General features: G+C 45.9%; 15 protein-coding genes. 6 read left to right on the plus strand and 9 right to left on the minus strand.

Going from position 1 to position 19,319, the window contains the following annotated elements:
• Positions 1-4: 4 nt before the first annotated feature.
• From C1N53_RS12845 to C1N53_RS12870, 6 genes are all read right to left on the minus strand, one after another.
• A complete protein-coding gene (locus tag C1N53_RS12845) occupies positions 5-925 on the minus strand; it encodes an AEC family transporter (RefSeq protein WP_137759692.1) in 921 nt (306 codons plus the stop codon).
• Positions 912-2,462, minus strand: coding sequence for an FAD/NAD(P)-binding protein (locus C1N53_RS12850; protein ID WP_137759693.1), 1,551 nt, complete (start codon positions 2,460-2,462; stop codon positions 912-914). Before C1N53_RS12850 ends, C1N53_RS12845 begins: the two co-directional genes overlap by 14 nt.
• A gap of 95 nt (positions 2,463-2,557) precedes the next feature.
• Positions 2,558-3,019, minus strand: coding sequence for a DUF4268 domain-containing protein (locus C1N53_RS12855; protein ID WP_137759694.1), 462 nt, complete (start codon positions 3,017-3,019; stop codon positions 2,558-2,560).
• A 415-nt stretch (positions 3,020-3,434) separates the two neighbouring features.
• Positions 3,435-4,751 (minus strand): gluconate:H+ symporter, encoded by a 1,317-nt coding sequence (locus tag C1N53_RS12860; RefSeq protein ID WP_137759695.1) that lies wholly within the window; start codon positions 4,749-4,751, stop codon positions 3,435-3,437.
• Positions 4,752-4,922: 171 nt separating this feature from the next.
• Entirely contained in the window at positions 4,923-6,452 is a 1,530-nt protein-coding gene (locus C1N53_RS12865; RefSeq protein WP_137759696.1) for a gluconokinase, read from the minus strand.
• A 109-nt stretch (positions 6,453-6,561) separates the two neighbouring features.
• Entirely contained in the window at positions 6,562-6,969 is a 408-nt protein-coding gene (locus tag C1N53_RS12870; protein WP_137759697.1) for an STAS/SEC14 domain-containing protein, read from the minus strand.
• Positions 6,970-7,226: 257 nt separating this feature from the next.
• Between C1N53_RS12870 and C1N53_RS12875 the strand changes: the two genes are divergently transcribed.
• Entirely contained in the window at positions 7,227-7,874 is a 648-nt protein-coding gene (locus C1N53_RS12875) for a hypothetical protein (RefSeq protein WP_137759698.1), read from the plus strand.
• 68 nt (positions 7,875-7,942) lie between these two features.
• Here C1N53_RS12875 and C1N53_RS12880 read toward each other — a convergent pair whose 3' ends face one another.
• The gene (locus C1N53_RS12880; protein ID WP_137759699.1) at positions 7,943-9,175 is read right to left on the minus strand and encodes a multidrug effflux MFS transporter; all 1,233 of its coding nucleotides are present in this window, start codon (positions 9,173-9,175) and stop codon (positions 7,943-7,945) included.
• 130 nt (positions 9,176-9,305) lie between these two features.
• Between C1N53_RS12880 and C1N53_RS12885 the strand changes: the two genes are divergently transcribed.
• Positions 9,306-9,599: a GNAT family N-acetyltransferase gene (locus tag C1N53_RS12885; RefSeq protein WP_137759700.1), complete on the plus strand. Its 294-nt coding sequence runs from the start codon at positions 9,306-9,308 to the stop codon at positions 9,597-9,599.
• A gap of 85 nt (positions 9,600-9,684) precedes the next feature.
• Here C1N53_RS12885 and C1N53_RS12890 read toward each other — a convergent pair whose 3' ends face one another.
• Positions 9,685-10,644, minus strand: a complete 960-nt coding sequence (locus C1N53_RS12890) for a CvpA family protein (RefSeq protein ID WP_240773214.1) — start codon at positions 10,642-10,644, stop codon at positions 9,685-9,687.
• Between the two features lie 231 nt (positions 10,645-10,875).
• Here C1N53_RS12890 and glgX point away from each other — a divergent pair, with 231 nt between their 5' ends.
• The 4 genes from glgX (at position 10,876) to C1N53_RS12910 (ending at position 17,951) form a co-directional block, all read left to right on the plus strand.
• Positions 10,876-13,008 carry a glycogen debranching protein GlgX gene (gene glgX / locus C1N53_RS12895; protein ID WP_137759701.1) on the plus strand — a complete coding sequence of 711 codons (2,133 nt, stop codon included), beginning with the start codon at positions 10,876-10,878 and terminating at the stop codon, positions 13,006-13,008.
• 134 nt (positions 13,009-13,142) lie between these two features.
• Positions 13,143-14,141 (plus strand): alpha/beta fold hydrolase, encoded by a 999-nt coding sequence (locus C1N53_RS12900; RefSeq protein ID WP_137759702.1) that lies wholly within the window; start codon positions 13,143-13,145, stop codon positions 14,139-14,141.
• A 381-nt stretch (positions 14,142-14,522) separates the two neighbouring features.
• Positions 14,523-16,736, plus strand: a complete 2,214-nt coding sequence (locus tag C1N53_RS12905; RefSeq protein ID WP_137759703.1) for a T9SS type A sorting domain-containing protein — start codon at positions 14,523-14,525, stop codon at positions 16,734-16,736.
• A gap of 144 nt (positions 16,737-16,880) precedes the next feature.
• Positions 16,881-17,951: an AI-2E family transporter gene (locus tag C1N53_RS12910; protein WP_137759704.1), complete on the plus strand. Its 1,071-nt coding sequence runs from the start codon at positions 16,881-16,883 to the stop codon at positions 17,949-17,951.
• 6 nt (positions 17,952-17,957) lie between these two features.
• On the opposite strand, the gene C1N53_RS12915 is transcribed toward C1N53_RS12910, so the two are convergent.
• The gene (locus C1N53_RS12915) at positions 17,958-19,319 is read right to left on the minus strand and encodes a sugar porter family MFS transporter (protein WP_137759705.1); all 1,362 of its coding nucleotides are present in this window, start codon (positions 19,317-19,319) and stop codon (positions 17,958-17,960) included.

Below are 19,319 nucleotides of genomic sequence, written 5' to 3' on the forward strand. Positions count from 1 at the left end.
ACTCTTACTGGAACAGCAGCACGCATGCTACCGGAACCAATATCAGGGAAATGATAGAAGAAAGAGAGACTACTAAAGCGGCATTCTCTTTTTCTGTATCCAGGAAAGAGGCAAATACCACCAGGTTGGCTGCAATCGGGAAAAGAGGGATAAGCAACAGCAGTTTCTGATCTTCTGCCTCTAGCTGCCCTACCAGGCCGGACTCGCCCAGCACCAGCAGGCCCAGCAAAATGGCGGCTATGACATAGCGCACACCAAGTATTTTCCCGAACATTTTATAATCCACTTTCTTGAACTTGACTTCGGTTAAGCCGATCCCGATCATCACCATGCCCAGGGCTGATAATACCCAACTGACTCCTTCCATAACAGGTCCTACAGACTCAGGCAATTCAAAGCCCAGTAAATTGGCGGCAATCGCCACTATACAGGCATAAATTGCCGGAATCTTAAGTACGTTCTTCACAGAAGCCATCACAGGTAAGTCTTTGCTCCTGGAAACCAGGTAGTAGCCAATGGTATCGCCGTAAAACACGTTGCCCATGTAGGCACTGATGATAAGCGCCATTTTCTCTTCCCCGAACAAAGCCAGCACAACCGGAATACCGAACCAGCCAATATTAAAGTAGGAGAAGGAACAGGAAAGCAGGTACTTGTTAAAATCTTTGACAAGATAACGGTGCGTGAGCCAGGCAGGCAGGCTCATGAGCAGGCACAGTGCAAACACAATGGCAGCTACCACCAGAAACTGGTTCAGATCGGCATCCACAATGTTTTCGAAAATCACGATCGGGATCAGTATATAGAGCAGCACCCACGAAACCGGTTTGCTTTTTAAGCCGAACCAGCGGCTGGCTACATAGCCGGCGCCTATAAAGGCATAGAGCGGCAGCACATTGGTGAGCAGTTTATTAAATACATCCATTGGCCAGGCGGTGAAGAATATCGTTTGTCATACGGTCTACGCAGGCAACATTAAACCAAACAGAATTTGTATCCAGCAACTCTCCGTTTAACAGCTGCCCCACTCCATACAAGCGAGCCTGTGGCTTGCCTGGCACTATAATCTGAAGTGTATCCGGGTTAGCCTTTATACCACCTGCTTTATAAGGTAACAGTTGCTTTTTGTGCAGCAATGCCTGTAACAAGGGAATCTCCATCCTCTCGATTTTCTTGGCAGTACCTGTCGCATTTACCAAGTAAGTAGCCTGGTCTGTTGAGCCGTCTTCCAGGTACATGTAAAACTTTTTCTCCTCAGGTTTCCATTCCACTTTGCTCGAGTGCGGCTTTATAGTTAGTTGCCCCGATTCCAGTAAACGGAGCAATTTTCGGGCGTTCTGCGGCGGCATGCTGTGGCGGTTAATGTCCCAGTGCGCACCAAACCATTTCATGAATAAGACTTTCTGGTCCTCGGGCAGCAGCTTCCAGGCTTCGAAAGAAAGATATCGCGTTGAGAAAGCTATATTCTGAAATACGCTCTCCCCTTTTAGTGCCAGCTCCAGGTCCTGCTTCAGCAGTTCCAGGTGAGGCCTCTCTACCCGGCTAAACTGTTTCCAGGAATCCTGGATGCCCATTACGCGCTCCGCTTCGGCTCTGAACAGGCGAAAAAGATCTTTTGCCCGGAGCGTCCTTTTCTTTTCACGGATCATCTTCCGGATTTGTGCAAGCGTAAGCACCTCCCGCTCAAAAGGCACATCAAAAGGAGTTTGCACCCTCGGCAATAAACCATTACGAGAGTACAGAGTTAGTTTTCCGCGGTGCCCGTTGTCTGTCAATGTAACTATGGTATCGATAGCTGTCAGGCTGGTACCTAACATACTTACAGCAGCATCCCGCGGAATTTTCCGGAGAAGCCGGTCAGAAGGCCAGGGAAAATCGACGTATTGCGGAGATTCCTTTAAATGTGGGAAATTATTAGGTTCCGGTGTGCCTGTTGCCAGCACGGCAAAGTCAGCTTTTACCTCAGCACCTGATCTTAATGCGAGCACAACACGTTTGTCAGTTATCTCGGCATCAGTCACTTCATCGTGCAGCCAGCTGACCCGGAGGTTATGGCGCTGCGCAACATCTTTATACTCGCTCAGAGTTGCTTTCAGGTAACGACCGTACAAGTGGCGGGGCACGTAGCTGTTTGCATCTATCTCAATTCCGGCATACTCCTGCTGTACTGTTTCCCTGTTCTTGTATAGCCATTCCACAAAATGCAGCGGCTCTTCAGCAAAAATACCCATCAGCCCGGCCGAGGTATTCAGCAGATGCCCTTCCTCCTTTGTACCATAAGCCAGTCCGGGCCCAAACTCACGGTCTTTTTCTATTAAAACAATTTTTACATGCTCGCACTTTACAGGTGAAACTATAAGCTTTAGCACAAGATGCACAAAGGTAGCAACGCCATTTGCTCCTCCGCCAACAATGGCAATGGTGGTTGAATTCATCAGGTATCGGATATCCAGTTTAAGCAACCGGTGTTAATTGCTAACATCTCTATACCTAACTACAAAGGCAGTGGTTTTGTTTATGCTTACTTAATAGAGCAGATTTGTGCGGCAAAAGCACCTTATTTCAGTTCCTCGAAACTGTATTTGGCATCACTCCAGAATTCATCCAGAGCGATAATGCGGGGCTTGAAAAATGAAATAAGAGCTGGCCAGTCGTCTTTGTTGAAAACATTTACCTTCTCTATTTCCTTGTAAATTCTGCTGATCGTGCGGCCATTATCGTCTGTTGTATGAAGCTCCCACTCCCATTCTTCCCCCAGTGTTTCGTGCAGCAGGGCTTTCAACTGCTCAAACTGTTCAAAAAAAAGTTGTTGCAGTTCCGCATCCGGATGCGTCATTTCTATACCAATGGATGCGCTTTTCTTTTCGGCCACCATTCTGAAATATAAATTCTTAAAGCCTGTTTTATAGTTAAGCCAGTTCGTTTTCATGCCTTCCGCTGAAGGATGCGGTGCTATGTATTGCCCGAAGGCTGTCCAGAAAGCCTGGCGCAGTTGTGATGCTTGTTCTCTTGTGTACATGAGCGCAAAAATAAGGAAGGAAACGGATACCAGTAACAAGACTCCAGCTGCACGAATTTTGTTTGGAACAAATCACCTTTCATTCAACCCTAAGAAGGAAGCACCTCTCTGTCTTCGTCCTGCTATTCGCTTTTACCAAGTTTAACGCCTAGTTGTTATCATGAAATTCATGTGATCTAACTGTGCAGCAGGCAATGGCATCCTGAAGTTTTGCATCCTGACCTGGCTCAGCCTGTAAAAGCAACCTAAAATTTTTCAATTATTTTTTTAAAAGCTGTAACCCTGCTCTGGCTGTTCCCGTATAAATAAACGGCTAAAAGTTGAAAAGTTTAATTTTCAATATAATGAGGAGGCTCCCGATGGTGGGAGCCTTTTCTATTTTAAAGCTTTCAGAAGCACGGATGCCTGCGCCTGGCTAAACAACCGGCTCCAGCAATAGCACGCCAATCAGCCCCAGCACAGATACGATTGTTTCCATCAGAGACCAGGTGAGAATGGTTTGCGGGATCGTAAGATTAAAATACTCTTTAAACATCCAGAAGCCAGGATCGTTGACATGCGAAAACATAAGGCTCCCGGCTCCGATGGACAAGACCATTAACTCGGGGTTGACTCCTGTAGAGGCCAGCATGGGCAACGCTATACCAGCTCCTGTAATGGCAGCCACCGTGGCAGAGCCCAGGCAAACGCGCAGCAGCGCAGTTATTAACCAGGCAATAAACAGCGGCGACAAAGTTGTGCCTTCTATAAGGCCGGTGATAAAGTTTCCCACCCCGCTATCCACCAGCACCTGTTTTAAAGCACCGCCTGCCCCGATAATGAGCAGAATCATAGAAATACTTGTTACCGAATCCGTGGTGGATTTCATTAGCTCCGCCATGCTTTTACCGCGGCTTAGCCCCAACGTATACAAAGCCACTAACACAGAGATAAGCAGCGCTATAACCGGATCTCCTATAAATTCAAACAGTTGCCTTATAGCAGAAGTAGCCGGTACAGTAATGGAAAGTACAGCAGCCGTGGCCATTAGTATAATAGGCACCAACGCTGTTAAAATGCTGATTCCGTAGCCAGGCATCTCCTCTTCTGTAAAGTGCCGGGGAGTAAACAAATTAGCAGGTGGCTCTGCCTTCAGGTTCTTGATCATGCTGGTAAACACCGGGCCTGCCAGAATGATGGTGGGCACTGCCAGAATGAGCCCGTACAATAGCGTTAAAGCAATATCGGCTCCGAAGATAACGGCAATTGCAGTAGGGCCTGGGTGAGGCGGCAAAAAGCCATGCGTTACCGACAGGGCCGCCGCCATAGGTACGCCTACATAAAGCAGCGGCACGCCTGCCGAAGCAGCTACTGTAAACACCAGTGGAATCAGGATAACAAAACCGGCATTGTAAAACATCGGCAAGCCTACGATAAAACCTGTCAGCACCATTGCCCACTGCAGGTTTTTTCTTCCGAACTGCCTGATCAGCCCTTGTGTGATACGTTGTGCCGCCCCGCTTTCAGACACCAGGCTTCCCAGCATGGCACCAAAACCCAGAATTAAGACAAGCGAACCAAGTGTGTCGCCCAAACCCTTCTGCACCGATACCAGCACATCTTTTACAGCCATCCCTTCTGCTATCCCCACGCCGATTGATACCAGGATAAGAGAAATAAATGTGTTAAACTTGAAGACGATGATCAGGATGAGAAGTGCTATAATACCTGCAAAAAGGATCAGCAAAGCCATAGTTTAGCGTTAAAGGGTTAGAAATTAACAGGTTTGCAGGCTTTTCCTATACCTGCCATTATTCCCGGTTCTGATTTTTATCTTAAAAGTTTATTTTGCCCGTTTGCCAGCTAAATAAACTCCAGTCCCTGAAAGGTCCGGGCTTTTGAATCGGATGTGGCTCTCCGGTTTTTATTTCTCCAGCGACACAACTTCTGTAAAGCAGTCTTTTAATTTCGGGTAAAGGGCTTTATATAAAGCATAGGTTTTCATGTACGTTTCGTGTGCCTGAGGATCAGGATCGAATGTTCTGATTACCTGCACCATTTTCTCCGTCACTTCCAGGCTTTCTACTTTTCCGAGCGCGTACATCCCCATAATGGCAGCGCCAAAGGCAGAGCCCTCAGGTGTTTCTGTCAGGTGCACTTTTATATTGCAGATATCGGCCAGCATCTGCACCCACATAGCAGAGCGGGCAAAACCGCCACTGGCAAAAATAGCTGTAACCGGTTCAGTTGTTTGCTCCAGGGCCTGGCATACATCATATACACTAAAAATAACACCTTCCAGCAAAGCCCTTAAAAAATGTAAGCGGGTATGGTTAAAATGAATTCCAAAGAAGCAGCCACGTGCATCCGCATCCCAGATAGGGGCACGCTCTCCCAATAAATAAGGTAAGAAAATAAGTCCTTCGGCACCGGCCGGCACAGTAGAAGCCTTATCGCACAGCAGTACATAGGGGTCTGCATGCATGGCCAGTGCTTCTGCTATTTCCTGTTCCCCAAAGTTGTTCCTGAACCAACGCAGCACAATGCCCCCGTTATTTACGGCCCCTCCTAACACAAAATGCCGGGGAGTCAGAATATAGCTAAAAATACGTTCCTGTATATCGGTGGCGGGCCTGCTGGCCATAACCCGGATAGCCCCGCTGGTTCCGATAGTGACAGCAGCCTGCCCCGGCCTGACAGCATTAGACCCGAGGTTTGCCAGGCAGCCATCGCTGGCACCAACTATAAAAGGTGTTGCAGGGTTTATGCCTAGATAGGCGGCATAACCTGCTTGCAGATTACGAAGCGTATAGGCAGGCGTAACAGGTTGCGAAAGCTTATCAGGAGTAATGCCGGCAACATCAAGAGCCGATGCCTGCCATTGCAGCTTGAAAATATTAAAAAGGCCTGTAGCGGAGGCAATAGAGTAATCTATTATAAATTCACCAAACAACCGGAAGAACACATACTCTTTTATGCCGATAAACTTATGAGCTTTGCAAAAGATATCCGGCTCGTGGTCTTTAAACCAGCAGAGTTTAAGCAAGGGTGACATGGGGTGAAGAGGTGTGCCTGTTTCCAGGTAGATCTGATGCCCCAAAGCGGTGTTCTTCAGACTTCTCACATACTCTTTACTTCTCGTATCGGCCCATATAATGCATTTTGTGAGCAGGTTGCCCTGTGCATCCAGTGCCATAAAGCTATGCATGGCGCTGCTAAAACTCACCCCCTCCAGCACATAGCCTTTAACGGCCAGTTCAGCCGCCACAATTTTTAAGGCATCCAATACTGCCTGAAGCACCACGTCCGGGTCTTGTTCAGCATATCCCGGCTCTGTATCCAGCAGCGGGTATTCTATAGTATACTGGTAAAGAAAAGCGCCTGCTGCATCAAAGGCAACTGCCTTTGTACTGGTTGTGCCAATATCCATACCTACTATAGCTTCGTGCTTCATGTATTCTTACTTGTTAAGATGAACTTGAAGTTTTTTTCTAAGGTAGGTAGAAAAGAGTATATAACTCAACCCTTACTTTATAAGTTTAGCTAAATAACAGGATATTCTTCTATAGTGAAAATTGCTTTAACCATTGCTTGCCTTTATCCATGTCGTCGAACACCTCTGCTTTAAAAGCTGTAAGCTTGCTATAAAAATTTGATGCCGAAGAGTCAGCAAAGGTTTCAGGTGTTGTAATCATGGCGAAATACTTTAAGCCTGCTTTTGCAGCCTGAGGAGCCCATTCATTTATAACCCAATCCATCGAATGATCCCAGGAACCTATAATCAGGCGCGTATCGTTAAGCACACAGTTATAACCAGCCTTCTCCAGAGCAGTAGTATACGCATTTGCCCCCATTTTAATGTTCTCTGCTGTCAGGTACCCCATCCAGTTTACATATATCCATTTGTTTAGCGCATCCTCTTCTATCGTTAAAAAAACTCTGCCAAACGGATTTGTAAGCTCCTGTTTCATGTAAATATTAAAGTTTGTTAGTAGTTATTTTTTGTTTATCGCTTTAGCCAACAGTACTTGCGCCATACTGTTAAACTGTTTTTTTCTGCCCTATCCTTCCATCTGCTAAAGAACTGCATAGCTTCAGTTCTTTGGATTATTATAGGATATGCAATATAAATTTTTCTGTTGTACGTACAACAGCTTAAGGTAGATTACCCGTTTCTTTTTTAAGAAGCCTGGTTTCTGATACTAGCCCTGATTTTAGAAATACCCTTATGAAAGTAGCTTTATCTTTACTTATATCGGCCCTGGTAACATTTCCAGGTTTGGCACAGGAAAGGTCTAAAAGAACGCACCACATTTATTTGCAGGGAGGCATTGCGGCTCCTCTGGGTGAGCTGGACCTGATGGGGCTCAGAATAGAAGGCATGATAAACGATGGTGGTATAGCAAAAATAAGCTATGCAAAAGATATTTTCAGCTTTCTGGCTGTAGGTGCTACTATAGGCAGGCGCGTTAATAGTTTTAACATTGCGGTTATGGAAGAGGCTACTTCCGGCACTGTGCTTGTTCCGCCCTGGAGAACCACTACTGCTCTGGCCGACCTTTACCTGAAACTCCCGCTAAAGCAGTTCTCCATTTATACCAGGGGATCTGTTGGCTTAGCAATGCCCAAAACCTGGCAACTGGACATTCACACTTCTGTAGAAACAGGGAGGCTAAGTACTGTTAGAAAACCTGCGGAAGCATATAGTGCAGCCGGAGGAATTTCTTACAGAATTAACAAGCTGGAATTTGGCTTGGAAACCGATCTTCTGCTTACGAACCCTGAACTGCGACTTGATTTTGATGGAATGCAGTCGCAACAAAAGCAGTTGGTAGGCACCTGGAACAACAGCTTGCGGCTCGGATACAATTTTTAGATATAAAAAGCGCACCGGCTGCAGGTCCGGATCGGGCCTGCAGCCGGTGCGCTTTTTATAAAAGGAACTTATAGTATAACCGACGTATCTTCTTCTACTTTTTTCCTGCTGGCCCTGTGTTGAATGGCTGTTTTGCCGACTAATAAGATAATAAGCCCGCTCAAAGCGCAAAGCGTCATTACTATAACCATTGGCAAGGTGGTATCGTTGTGTAGCACACTTACAGCAGCGGAAACCAGTCCTCCCATGGCCATTCTGAAACTACCCAGCAATGCAGCGGCACTACCTGTATGCCTGGAAAAAGGAGCCAGCGAAAGTGCTGTGGCATTAGGGTTTGTAAGCCCCTGCCCTGTCAGGAAGATAAACATCAGTATAATTAAAGCAGTCTTGCCATACAGGCCATACCAGGTTCCTGCTACTAAAACAATGCCTACAAATGTCTGGTAAAATAAGGTGAAGTTAACAACTTGTTCACTCCTGAATCTTTTCAGCAAGCCGTGGTTCAGCTGCGTCGATCCTATCATGGCAAACGCCAGAATGGCGAATATCCACCCGTATTCCTGCTCGCTTACACCATAAATATTGATAAATACATCTGCCGAACCGGCAATGTAGGCAAAGGGGGCAGCAGTGGCAATGCCTCCGGCTAAGGCATAAAGCAGGAACTGCGGCTGCCCTAGCACAGTCAGAAAATTACTTATAACCGCTCTGGGCTGAAGCGATATAGTTGCGTCCGGTTCTTTGCCCTGGGGCAGCAGAAAGAAAACCCCGACTATAATTAAAGCGGTAATCAGGGCAAGTGCTATAAAAACATAATGCCACCCAAGAGCCGTGGTTACATAGCCTCCTACTGTTGGTGCCACCATAGGCGAAACGGCAATAACAAGCGTCAGCAGCGAGAAAGCCTGTGCTGTTTTATCCACCGGAAACAAGTCCCGCACCAGCGCCTGAGCTGCCACCATACCGGCACAACCTCCGATTGCCTGCAGAAAACGCATGGTAATAAGTGCATCTATGGAAGTTGTAAAAGCGCAGCCTACAGAGGTTATCAGGTAAATAACCAGGCCAATATAAAGCGGAATTTTCCTGCCATAACGGTCCAGCAGCGGCCCGTACAGCAACTGACCGGCAGAAATACCAATCAGGTAGCTGGTTAGCGACAGCTGCACCTTATCGATGGTCGTATTCAGGTCTTTAGCTATAGCCGGGAAACCTGGCAAATACATATCAATGGCAAAAGGACTGATAGTGGCTAAAGACCCTAGTATAAGAATTATAGTAATGTGTTGTTTACGTGTCATGGATCTGAAATAAAACGCAAAGGTACAAAACCCTTGTTTAAACTTTAGTGAAAGGCAGAACCTTTACTACCAGCTGCTCCTTTGCCTAACTCCGAAAGAACGTATACGTAGCATTACCAAAAGAATTCAAATGGAATTAACTGTTAAACACGATAAAAAATACCAGCAATTTACTATAGAACTGGAGGCAGACGAAGAAGCTGAACTTGCCTATGCTTTACCTTCGGATAAAGTACTGGATTTCACACATACGTTTGTACCTGAATCTGCACGCGGCCAGGGCGTTGCCCATAAGCTTATTGAACAAGGACTTCAATTCGCTGCAGATAACGGTTTTAAAGTTATAGCCACCTGCCCCGCCGTTGCTACCTATATAAACCGCCACCAGCAGTACCAGCACCTGCTATACCAGGAAGACGCATGATCGGGAATGATGAGATTTGAGAATTTGAAGATTTATAACCAGGAATTAAGAAGATTTGAAAATCCTCTTAATTCCTGGTTATAAATTAGTTTCTGAAATTCTGCGTTACCATCAGCCGGCGCGAGCCACCTTCCATAATGCCGATGCCTACTCTGCCAAACCTCCTTTGCAGAATATTGGCACGATGACCAGGCGAATTCATCAGGCCATCATGGGCAATGGTAAGCGAGGGAGCCAGCGCCAGGTTCTCACCAGCAGCCCGGAAAGAGATGTTGGCTTGCCGGATGCGGTAAAAAGCATCATTGCCTTCCGGTGAGTAATGGGAAAAATAACCACGGTTCAGCATATCAGCAGAATGCTGGCGGGCTACTTCCCGTAGCGCTGTGTCTGCTTCCAGGGGTTGTAAGCCATTAGCAATACGTTCTTCGTTTACCAGTTGCAGCATTTCTGCCTCCAGATCTGGCCTGGGTTTAGAATCAGCTACCCGGAAAGGTAATTCTATAAATTTTTCAGATTCCGGATCTACAGTAAGCTTTGTAAGAGTTCTTTGTGCTGCTTTATCAAACACAGGCGCTAACCGGGTTTCTACCTGATCGGTATAGGAAGCCAGGTAATTAGCGAGCCTGCTGTTCTGTACACTATCTTCTACACTCCCGGGAAGTGGAATGGTCAGCAGAAAAACAGCCAGAATAGCAGCTGTAATCAACCCGCTAAAAAAGCCGGGTATAAGCCCCAGCACCTGGTTGCTTTTGCGGGTATGAACAGAACGAGGAAACTGCCTTACCAACAGCATACCTACGTACTGTATAATTATGCCAGCCATTATAGCTACTATAAAAAAGGAAATGGGCGGAATCCATATTTCGCTCCAATCGGTGTGCCGGCTCAGCCAGCCAGCCAGGTACGGATAGAACCGTAGCCCCAGCAGGAAGCTTCCCACCCACCTGAGCAGATCCAGCATACCAATTAAAAAGCCACGGTGCCAGCCAGTGTACAAACTGGAGAGTAGTATAAAGACAATAAATATATCTGTAAAATTGATCATAAACCTTTAACTGCTTTTTTCTGCCTGCTCCAGGCATTAGCTACTCCTACAAATACGCACAAAGTACAGCGGCAGTCAACTTCGGCTTTTACAAAATCTTTTGCCATTTACACTTAAAATTGCAATATACTTATTATCCCTGTAGACCATTCAAGGCTATTCTTCGTACACCCTGAGAATTTGATTTTCAACAAAACAAGACTTTCAAACATTATTTAGAGGTAACACTATATGGAAATAAAATCATACCCTGGATCACCATATCCGCTAGGTGCAACGTGGGACGGGAAAGGAGTGAATTTTGCATTGTTTGCAGCCAACGCAACAGGAATTGAATTGTGCCTCTTCGATTCGACAGACGACAAAAAAGAGACAGCCAAGATAAAGCTGGCTGAGCGAACGCATGAGATCTGGCACGTATATATTCCGGACATCAAACCCGGCCAGTTGTATGGCTACAGGGTACATGGCCCGTATGAGCCACAGAACGGCCATCGCTTTAACCCTCATAAACTATTAATCGACCCCTATGCAAAGGCCATATCTGGTACCATTGAATGGCATGACTCGCTGTTTGGTTATGAGGTAGGCCACGAAGACGAAGACTTTAGCTTCAGCAACACCGACAGTGCGCCTTATATACCTAAATCGGTTGTAATTGACCCTAACTTTGATTGGGAAGGAGACAAATCACCGAAAGTGCCTTATCATAACTCCATCATTTATGAAACGCATGTAAAAGGCTTTACAAAGCAACATCCCGATATTCCGGAAGAAATCAGGGGTACTTATGCCGCGCTGGCGCACCCTGTTACCATACAATACCTCAAAGACCTGGGCATTACGGCTGTAGAGTTGATGCCTGTGCATCACTTTATTACAGACCGCTACCTGGTAGAAAAAAACCTCACCAATTACTGGGGCTATAACTCCATCGGATTCTTTGCTCCAGATGTACGCTACTCTGGCAGCGGAACGCTTGGGGAGCAGGTAACAGAGTTCAAGAATATGGTAAAAGCGCTGCATAAAGAAGGCATAGAGGTTATTCTGGATGTGGTGTATAACCACACCGGCGAAGGCAACCACATGGGCCCTACCTTGTCTTTTAAAGGCATAGACAATGCTTCTTATTACCGCTTAGTAGCCGATAATCCTCGTTATTACATGGACTATACCGGAACGGGAAACACACTTAATGCGAACCTGCCGAGCGTGCTGCGCCTTATCATGGACAGCTTACGCTACTGGATACTGGAAATGCACGTAGATGGCTTCCGTTTTGACTTAGCCTCTACGCTGGCCCGGGAGCTTCATGAGGTAGACCGGCTAAGTTCTTTCTTTGATATTATTCACCAGGACCCTATTATTTCGCAGGTTAAGCTAATCGCAGAGCCATGGGATGTAGGAGAAGGCGGTTACCAAGTAGGCAACTTTCCTCCGGGCTGGACAGAGTGGAACGGAAAATACCGCGACTGCATGCGTGACTTCTGGAGAGGCGAGAACAGTATGTTAGCAGAATTTGCCGAACGTTTTACTGGTAGCTCAGACCTTTACCAGGATGATAACCGCAGGCCGACGGCAAGTATCAACTTTATTACTGCACACGACGGCTTTACGCTGAACGACCTGGTATCGTACAACGAGAAGCATAATACCGAAAACGGCGAAGATAACAACGACGGGGAAAGCCATAACCGCTCCTGGAACTGTGGCGAAGAAGGCCCGACTGACAGTGCCGAAGTGCTTGCTCTTAGACAAAAGCAAAAGCGTAATTTCCTTACAACGCTCTTCCTTTCGCAGGGTGTGCCTATGATTGTGGCCGGCGACGAAATCAGCCGCACGCAAAACGGCAACAACAACGCCTACTGCCAGGATAATGAAATTTCGTGGCTTAATTGGTCTGAAGCCGATAAGGATTTACTGGAGTTTACCCGAAAACTGATAAGCCTGCGCCGCAACCACCCGGTGTTCTGTCGCAGACGATGGTTCCAGGGCCAGCCGATAAAAGGTGTGGGCATAGAAGACATTGCCTGGTTCTTGCCCGATGGCAAAGAAATGTCGGACGAAAACTGGAACCAGGACTTTGCTAAGTCGCTGGCTGTGTTTCTGAATGGTAAAGGCCTTCGTTCGAGTGGGCCAAAAGGGGAGCATATTGCCGACGATAGTTTTTACGTTATATTTAACGCACATTATGAACCGTTGCAGTACAAGCTTCCTTCCAAGAAGTACGGTACAGAATGGACAAAAATTATCGATACCAGTGAGAACAGAGTAGAGGATGAAGGAGTAACGTATAAAGCTGGTTCCACCATTGAAATAGATGGCCGGTCTATCGTACTTTTACACCACCCGCTGCAGTCCTGATTTTTATTGCCCGAATGATAGAGAAATTAGGTAGCGCATAGCGCTACCTAATTTCCTACCCGGGGCATTGCCCAGGTTATATACAGTAACCGTTATGGCAGGTATTGTACACACTTACACGCTTTATGGCCGAGATGAAGAAAATTTTCTTATTCCTTTTCCTGACAGTTTCTTTACATAGTGCGCTGGCACAACAGGCAAAGCAGCAGCCTCTTGGTATTAACTTAGAAAATTACGAATACCCTTACCCGGTACACTTTATACAACTGGCAGAACAGGGGCAACAGCTGCAGATGGCTTATATGGATGTAAGACCAGCCAAGCCCAATGGAAAGGCGGTGTTGCTGCTTCACGGCAAAAACTTTAATGGCGCCTATTGGCAGCAAACGGCAGAAGCACTGGCTCAGAAAGGGTATAGAGTAGTTATACCGGATCAGGTTGGCTTTGGGAAGTCGTCTAAACCGGAGCACCTGCAGTATACGTTCCAGTTGCTGGCCAAAAATACAAAGGCAGTAATAGATACCCTTCAGATTAAGAAGATTACTGTTTTAGGACACTCGATGGGTGGCATGCTGGCAACAAGGTTTGCACTTATGTACCCTGAATCAACAGAAAAATTTGTTCTGGTAAACCCGATTGGCCTGGAAGACTGGAAGCTGAAAGTACCTTACCAGACGGTAGACCAGTGGTATAAAAACGAACTGAACCAGAATTATGAAAAGATAAAGCAATACCAGCAGGAGAACTATTACGGCGGGCAATGGAAGCCTGCTTATGATAAATGGGTTGTACCTTTGGCTGGATGGACATTAAACAAAGATTATCCTCGCATTGCCTGGAATTCGGCTTTGACCTACGACATGATTTTTACACAGCCTGTCGTTTACGAGTTTGCTGCCATTCAAGCGCCTGCTTTGCTTATAATTGGTCAGCGCGATAAAACAGCCTTGGGTAAAAACCTGGTTTCTGAGGAAGTAAGAAAAACAATGGGCAATTACCCGCAGCTCGGAAAAGATACCGCCCGAAAAATAAAGAATTCCTCTCTGGTAGAACTCAATAATGTGGGACATCTACCGCATATCGAAGCTTTTGACAGGTTTATAACACCTTTAATTCAGTTTCTGGATAAATAGCCTCTATACAACCTCCAACAGCTTACAGGCTAAGCTACTCCCATTTTTGCATCTCATCAGTAGGATAATTCCCATTTCTCCTGGCAGCATACAATTCCCATTTATGGAATAGCCTCTCCCATGATGGAATAAATTAAACCCAACCTGAACCGTAAACAGCGTTTAAACTGCCAAATGCCACAGTACTGGCATTTGGCATAGAAATAGAATTAAGGTCTATAGCTATATAGCATATCATACATAAAATATGATTCATCAATGCTATAAAGAGATAGACAAATTCACAGAAGTCTTCTTCTAAGATTAAGTCTGTCTGATACAAAAGCAAGCGTGCCTTTAGCCAAAGCACTTGCCCCTAATCACTAGGACATAATTAGAAAAATGATTCGAAATTTATTCACCCTGGTAACTTTTCTGCTGACATTCACTGGTAGAGCAACCTCCAAATATGTATCTCTCTTCTGCCTGTTTCTTGGGTTATACCTTATTTCCTTTCATGCTACTGCTCAGTGCCCTGTTTGCCCTACAGATGCAACAGTTATCACAACTGCCACTTCTAATAAGAACATAAACTGGAACAACACTTCCAAAGTCTGCATCGACTTTGGCGCCAGCTCATACAGTGGCAATATACACGGCGATTTTACTTCATCAAAAGAGCTGTATATTATATCAGGCACCTTCGATAAGAGCTTAGGCAACAATCCAGCCGGCAAAGTTTTTAACTGCGGCTCAATTGTATTCGACAACTTCAGAACTGCTTCCGGATTTTATTTTGAGAACTATGGCACCGTGAGTTTCAGAAATGATTTTACTATGAACACGAATTCTACTGTTATAAACAAAAGAAACGCGAATGCCAGTATCAATAAAATTACCACAAACGGCACCAACGTTCGATTCGAAAACCAGGGTACTGCCAACTTCACCGGAGAGGTTAACTTTTATGCGGGATCCCAGATCCTGAATTCAGGCCACATTACATTTAACACGTTAAACTCTTATGGCAACGCTGTAAGCTTCGAAAACAGAGGTACTGCCATTCTAGGCTTATCCGTAAGGTCAGGAAGCGTTTTGAATTTCGACAACTATAAAACACTTACCCTTAACAACTCATCTGGAATTGAAGGAAATTTAAACCTGAACAACTACGCGAGCGCTGTAACAACTGTAAACGGCGATTTTAATGTAAATAACAGCGGCGTAGCAACTATCACCAACGATGGCGATTTCACTTTCAACAATGGCGTAAATCTCAGGAACAACTCCACCATTACAAACAGAAAATCACTGGCTTTTAAGTCGAGTGTTAACTTTAACGACCGCACAACCATCCACAACGGCGAAGACGCTGAGATCTCTTTCGGAAGCAACTTTGTATTAGCGAACAGTTCCAATGTTGAGAATCTGGGCAAGCTGGAAGTTAAAGGAGATTTCACAACGCATCAATCAACCAAGATAACGAACCAGGGCTCTATAGTAACCAGCACAGGCAATGTAACGCTTGATGGTACTTTAATAAACAAGGGCTTGTTCGATGCGAAAGGCAAAGTACAGCTTAACTCAAACAACAAATTACTGAATTACTGCACGTTTGTAGCCGGACAGGACGTTATTAATAACAGTGGCAGCACCATAACCAATGTAGGGTTGTTTACGGTGGATAACGGGCAGTTCCGCAACCAGGGAGCTGTAATAAACGGCGATATAATTGAAGGTGTGGAATATCCTGGTGCTGACGGAAGAATACAGGGTAAAGACTTCTGGAACGATGGTACCGTAAGCGGGCACAACGGCAACTTTATGTTTACAGGTTATACAGTAAACCAGGGTAGATTTGCCATGGGCGCTGACGATAAAATAACGTTTTATGATGTAAGCCGCACCGGTGTTATATTTGACCAGAACAACAATACAGCATCTACTGGCACTACAAAGATTAATAATTCCAGTACATTAACTTACTTACCAATCGACCACGTTTGCGTTACCTGTAACGATAATGCTGCTGTAAAATACATCAACCCCAATTACACGCCGCTGCCCATAGAGCTCATCAGCTTTAAAGCCACTACTACCAATGCTGGTGTTACACTTCAGTGGAAAACAGCTACAGAAATCAAAAACGACCGTTTTGAAATAGAGCGCAGCAAAGATGGCTTTGCTTTTGAAAAAATTGGAACCGTGAAAGGAGCCGGTACATCGAACACAGAACAAAATTATCAGTTTACAGATGCCAAAGCTTTCTGGAACAGCGACATACAATATTACCGTCTAAAGCAAATCGACGAAAATGGCAGTTTTGAATATTCAACTATCGTTTTTGCACAACATGCCACAACTGCTTTTAAAGTTGTGGCCATGCCTAACCCTTTCCAGGGCCAAATAACAATTTCGCTTGGTGTTCCGGAAAGCACCAAGGCATTTGTTACAATAACGGCTATTAACGGAAAATCACTTTTACAGGAGCAGCACACCACAGATGCTTCCGGAGCGCTTACACTGGCTGACCTTGATGCCCTTTCTCCAGGTTTTTACGTGCTGCAGGTTCAATACGGCAACCAGGTTTTCAACCAGAAGCTGGTGAAGCAGTAAACACCCTTCAAACCTTACAAGAAGCCCCACTTTGTTTGTTCAAAGTGGGGCTTTTTTGATCTGCCATATCCTTATCCGCTCCCTGTAGTATACCTATGTACAGGTTTTAGTTCTTAACGCAAACACTACAGTTAGTCCGTAACAATGAATCAGCAATATACATTTACACAGAGAGTAGTTATCACCACCGTTATTGTTACTTTATTTATTGGCGGAATTCTTTTGCTGATTTATGCTATTAACTTCTTTTTCTTAGTGTTTGCCGGTATTCTGTTTGCTGTGATGCTGCGCGCCATTACTAACTGGCTACACGACAAAACCAGCATGAAAAAGGGATTGGCGCTGGCCTTGGCTAACCTGATCTTCTTTGGCACTATAGCCCTGGCAATCTGGCTCATTGCTCCAACCGTACAGGAACAGGTGCAGGACCTGCGTGAAACAATTCCGGAATCTATCAGCAGCCTGGAAGAGCAACTCAGACAGACAGAGTGGGGCGAGCAGGCACTGGATGAACTCACAGAAAACGGCGGGGGCCTGGTGCCGGATACCCAGGAGCTTGCAAGCCGCGCAGGCAGCTTCTTTACCTCTACCATAAACATCATCACCAACCTGCTTATTGTTATAGTAGTGGGCATTTTCTTTGCCGGCAATCCCTCCTCCTACCAGAAAGGCATTGTCAGTCTATTTCCCCCACGGCAGCGACCACGCTTAAACGATGTGCTGGAAAAAAGTTATGATACCCTGAAATGGTGGCTGTTCGGCAAACTGGTTACCATGGTATTTGTAGGTATATTAACCGGTTTGGGGCTGATGCTACTGGGCATACCGCTGGCACTGGCGCTGGCAGTAATTGTTTTCTTCCTGGATTTTATTCCGACTGTCGGTCCTATTATTGCTGCGGTACCCGCCGTGCTGATAGCTTTACTCGATGGCCCGATGATGGCGCTTTATGTGGCAATTCTGTACCTGCTTGTGCAGTCGCTTGAGAGTTATTTACTGGCACCCATGATTTTCCAGCGAACCGTAAATATTTCGCCTGTAGTTACCTTGCTGTCGCTGGTACTGTTTGGCATATTGGTTGGGCCTTTGGGTGTCATACTGGCTGCTCCACTGGTTGCTGTCATACAGGTTTTTATCCGGGAGCTATACATTAAGGATTACCTGGAAGGTGGTGCCCGGGAAAAGAAAACAGAACCTGCAACAACTAATCAGTAGCAAAAACTACAGGCCAAACTCTTCCTGTATCTGCTCCAGGCTTTTTCCCTTGGTTTCAGGAAAATACCGCCACACAACCCACCCCTGCAGTAACATCATCAGGGTAAAAAAGGCAAAGGCGTAACTGGTTGCCATACGATCTCCGCCTACTACCACCGGGAAGAGCCATGAGATTATAGCTGCCAGTATCCAGTGGGTTGAACTGCCCAGGGTCTGGCCTTTAGCCCGCGTGCGATTCGGGAATATCTCTGAGATATACACCCAGATAACCGCCCCCTGCGAAGCAGCAAAGAAGGCTATAAAACCAAGTAACCCAACCAGCACAACAGCTCCCCCGGCTGGCTCATCGCCAAAAAAGGCAGTAGATACCAGGCCTAAGCTAACCACAGTGCCCGCAGAGCCAATCAGCAGCAAGGTTTTTCTTCCAACCTTGTCTATAATACTCATAGCCAGCATGGTAAAAACCAGGTTGGTTACCCCTATTGCCACCGATTGAAACAGCGCAGAAGCATGGTCTAACCCCGCAATTTCGAAAATGCGCGGCGCGTAGTACATAATGGCATTTATACCTGAAAACTGGTTGAAGAAAGCAATAAGTATGGCCAGCATCACCGGCACGCGCAGGCGCTTTACAAACAGCCGCTCTGTCTGCAAATGCTGTTCTGAGTATACTGATTCTTCAATTACTTTTAACTGGGCTCCAACATCTGCCACTCCTAACCTGGCCAGTGTATCGGCTGCTTCTTCACGTCTGTTCTTTAATACAAGCCAGCGCGGCGACGAAGGCAAAAGAAAAATGAGTACAAGAAACAGCAGTGCCGGTGCACTTTCTATACCCAGCATCCAGCGCCAGGCATCTGTGGTTACCATAGAGGCCACCATGTAATTAGATAAAAAAGCCAGCAAAATGCCCAGCACAATATTAAACTGAAACAAACCTACTAACCTACCTCTTAAGGCAGCAGGAGAAATCTCAGCTATATACATCGGCCCGATCACGGATGATGCGCCCACACCTAAGCCCCCTATAAAACGGAATATCAGGAAACCAATCCACGAACTTGTAAGAGCACTTCCTAAAGCAGACACCAGGTAAAGTACTGCAATGGCCATCAGCACCGAGTTTCGCCCATACTTATCGGCCGGTTTGCCTCCTGTTAACGAACCAACCACCGTACCAATCAGGGCAATGGCTACTGTAAAACCATGCCAGAAACCATCCAACTGAAACAGCTCCTGGATGGAACGTTCAGCACCGGAAATAACCGCTGTATCAAAGCCAAATAACAGCCCTCCCAATGCAGCAATAACGGCACTTCGGACTACTAATGTTTTACTTTTAACGGGTTGTTCAACGGGTTGTGCCAT

The sequence above is a fragment of the Pontibacter sp. SGAir0037 genome (assembly GCF_005491705.1).
In the GTDB taxonomy this organism is placed as follows: domain Bacteria; phylum Bacteroidota; class Bacteroidia; order Cytophagales; family Hymenobacteraceae; genus Pontibacter.

Excerpts from the sequence above, each read along its gene's own strand:
- C1N53_RS12845 (WP_137759692.1), bottom strand. The coding sequence starts at position 925 with ATGGATGTATTTAATAAACTGCTCACCAATGTGCTGCCGCTCTATGCC.
- C1N53_RS12855 (WP_137759694.1), bottom strand. The coding sequence starts at position 3,019 with ATGTACACAAGAGAACAAGCATCACAACTGCGCCAGGCTTTCTGGACA.
- C1N53_RS12860 (WP_137759695.1), bottom strand. The coding sequence starts at position 4,751 with ATGGCTTTGCTGATCCTTTTTGCAGGTATTATAGCACTTCTCATCCTG.
- C1N53_RS12865 (WP_137759696.1), bottom strand. The coding sequence starts at position 6,452 with ATGAAGCACGAAGCTATAGTAGGTATGGATATTGGCACAACCAGTACA.
- C1N53_RS12870 (WP_137759697.1), bottom strand. The coding sequence starts at position 6,969 with ATGAAACAGGAGCTTACAAATCCGTTTGGCAGAGTTTTTTTAACGATA.
- C1N53_RS12875 (WP_137759698.1), top strand. The coding sequence starts at position 7,227 with ATGAAAGTAGCTTTATCTTTACTTATATCGGCCCTGGTAACATTTCCA.
- C1N53_RS12880 (WP_137759699.1), bottom strand. The coding sequence starts at position 9,175 with ATGACACGTAAACAACACATTACTATAATTCTTATACTAGGGTCTTTA.
- C1N53_RS12885 (WP_137759700.1), top strand. The coding sequence starts at position 9,306 with ATGGAATTAACTGTTAAACACGATAAAAAATACCAGCAATTTACTATA.
- C1N53_RS12890 (WP_240773214.1), bottom strand. The coding sequence starts at position 10,644 with ATGATCAATTTTACAGATATATTTATTGTCTTTATACTACTCTCCAGT.
- glgX (WP_137759701.1), top strand. The coding sequence starts at position 10,876 with ATGGAAATAAAATCATACCCTGGATCACCATATCCGCTAGGTGCAACG.
- C1N53_RS12900 (WP_137759702.1), top strand. The coding sequence starts at position 13,143 with ATGAAGAAAATTTTCTTATTCCTTTTCCTGACAGTTTCTTTACATAGT.
- C1N53_RS12905 (WP_137759703.1), top strand. The coding sequence starts at position 14,523 with ATGATTCGAAATTTATTCACCCTGGTAACTTTTCTGCTGACATTCACT.
- C1N53_RS12910 (WP_137759704.1), top strand. The coding sequence starts at position 16,881 with ATGAATCAGCAATATACATTTACACAGAGAGTAGTTATCACCACCGTT.
- C1N53_RS12915 (WP_137759705.1), bottom strand. The coding sequence starts at position 19,319 with ATGGCACAACCCGTTGAACAACCCGTTAAAAGTAAAACATTAGTAGTC.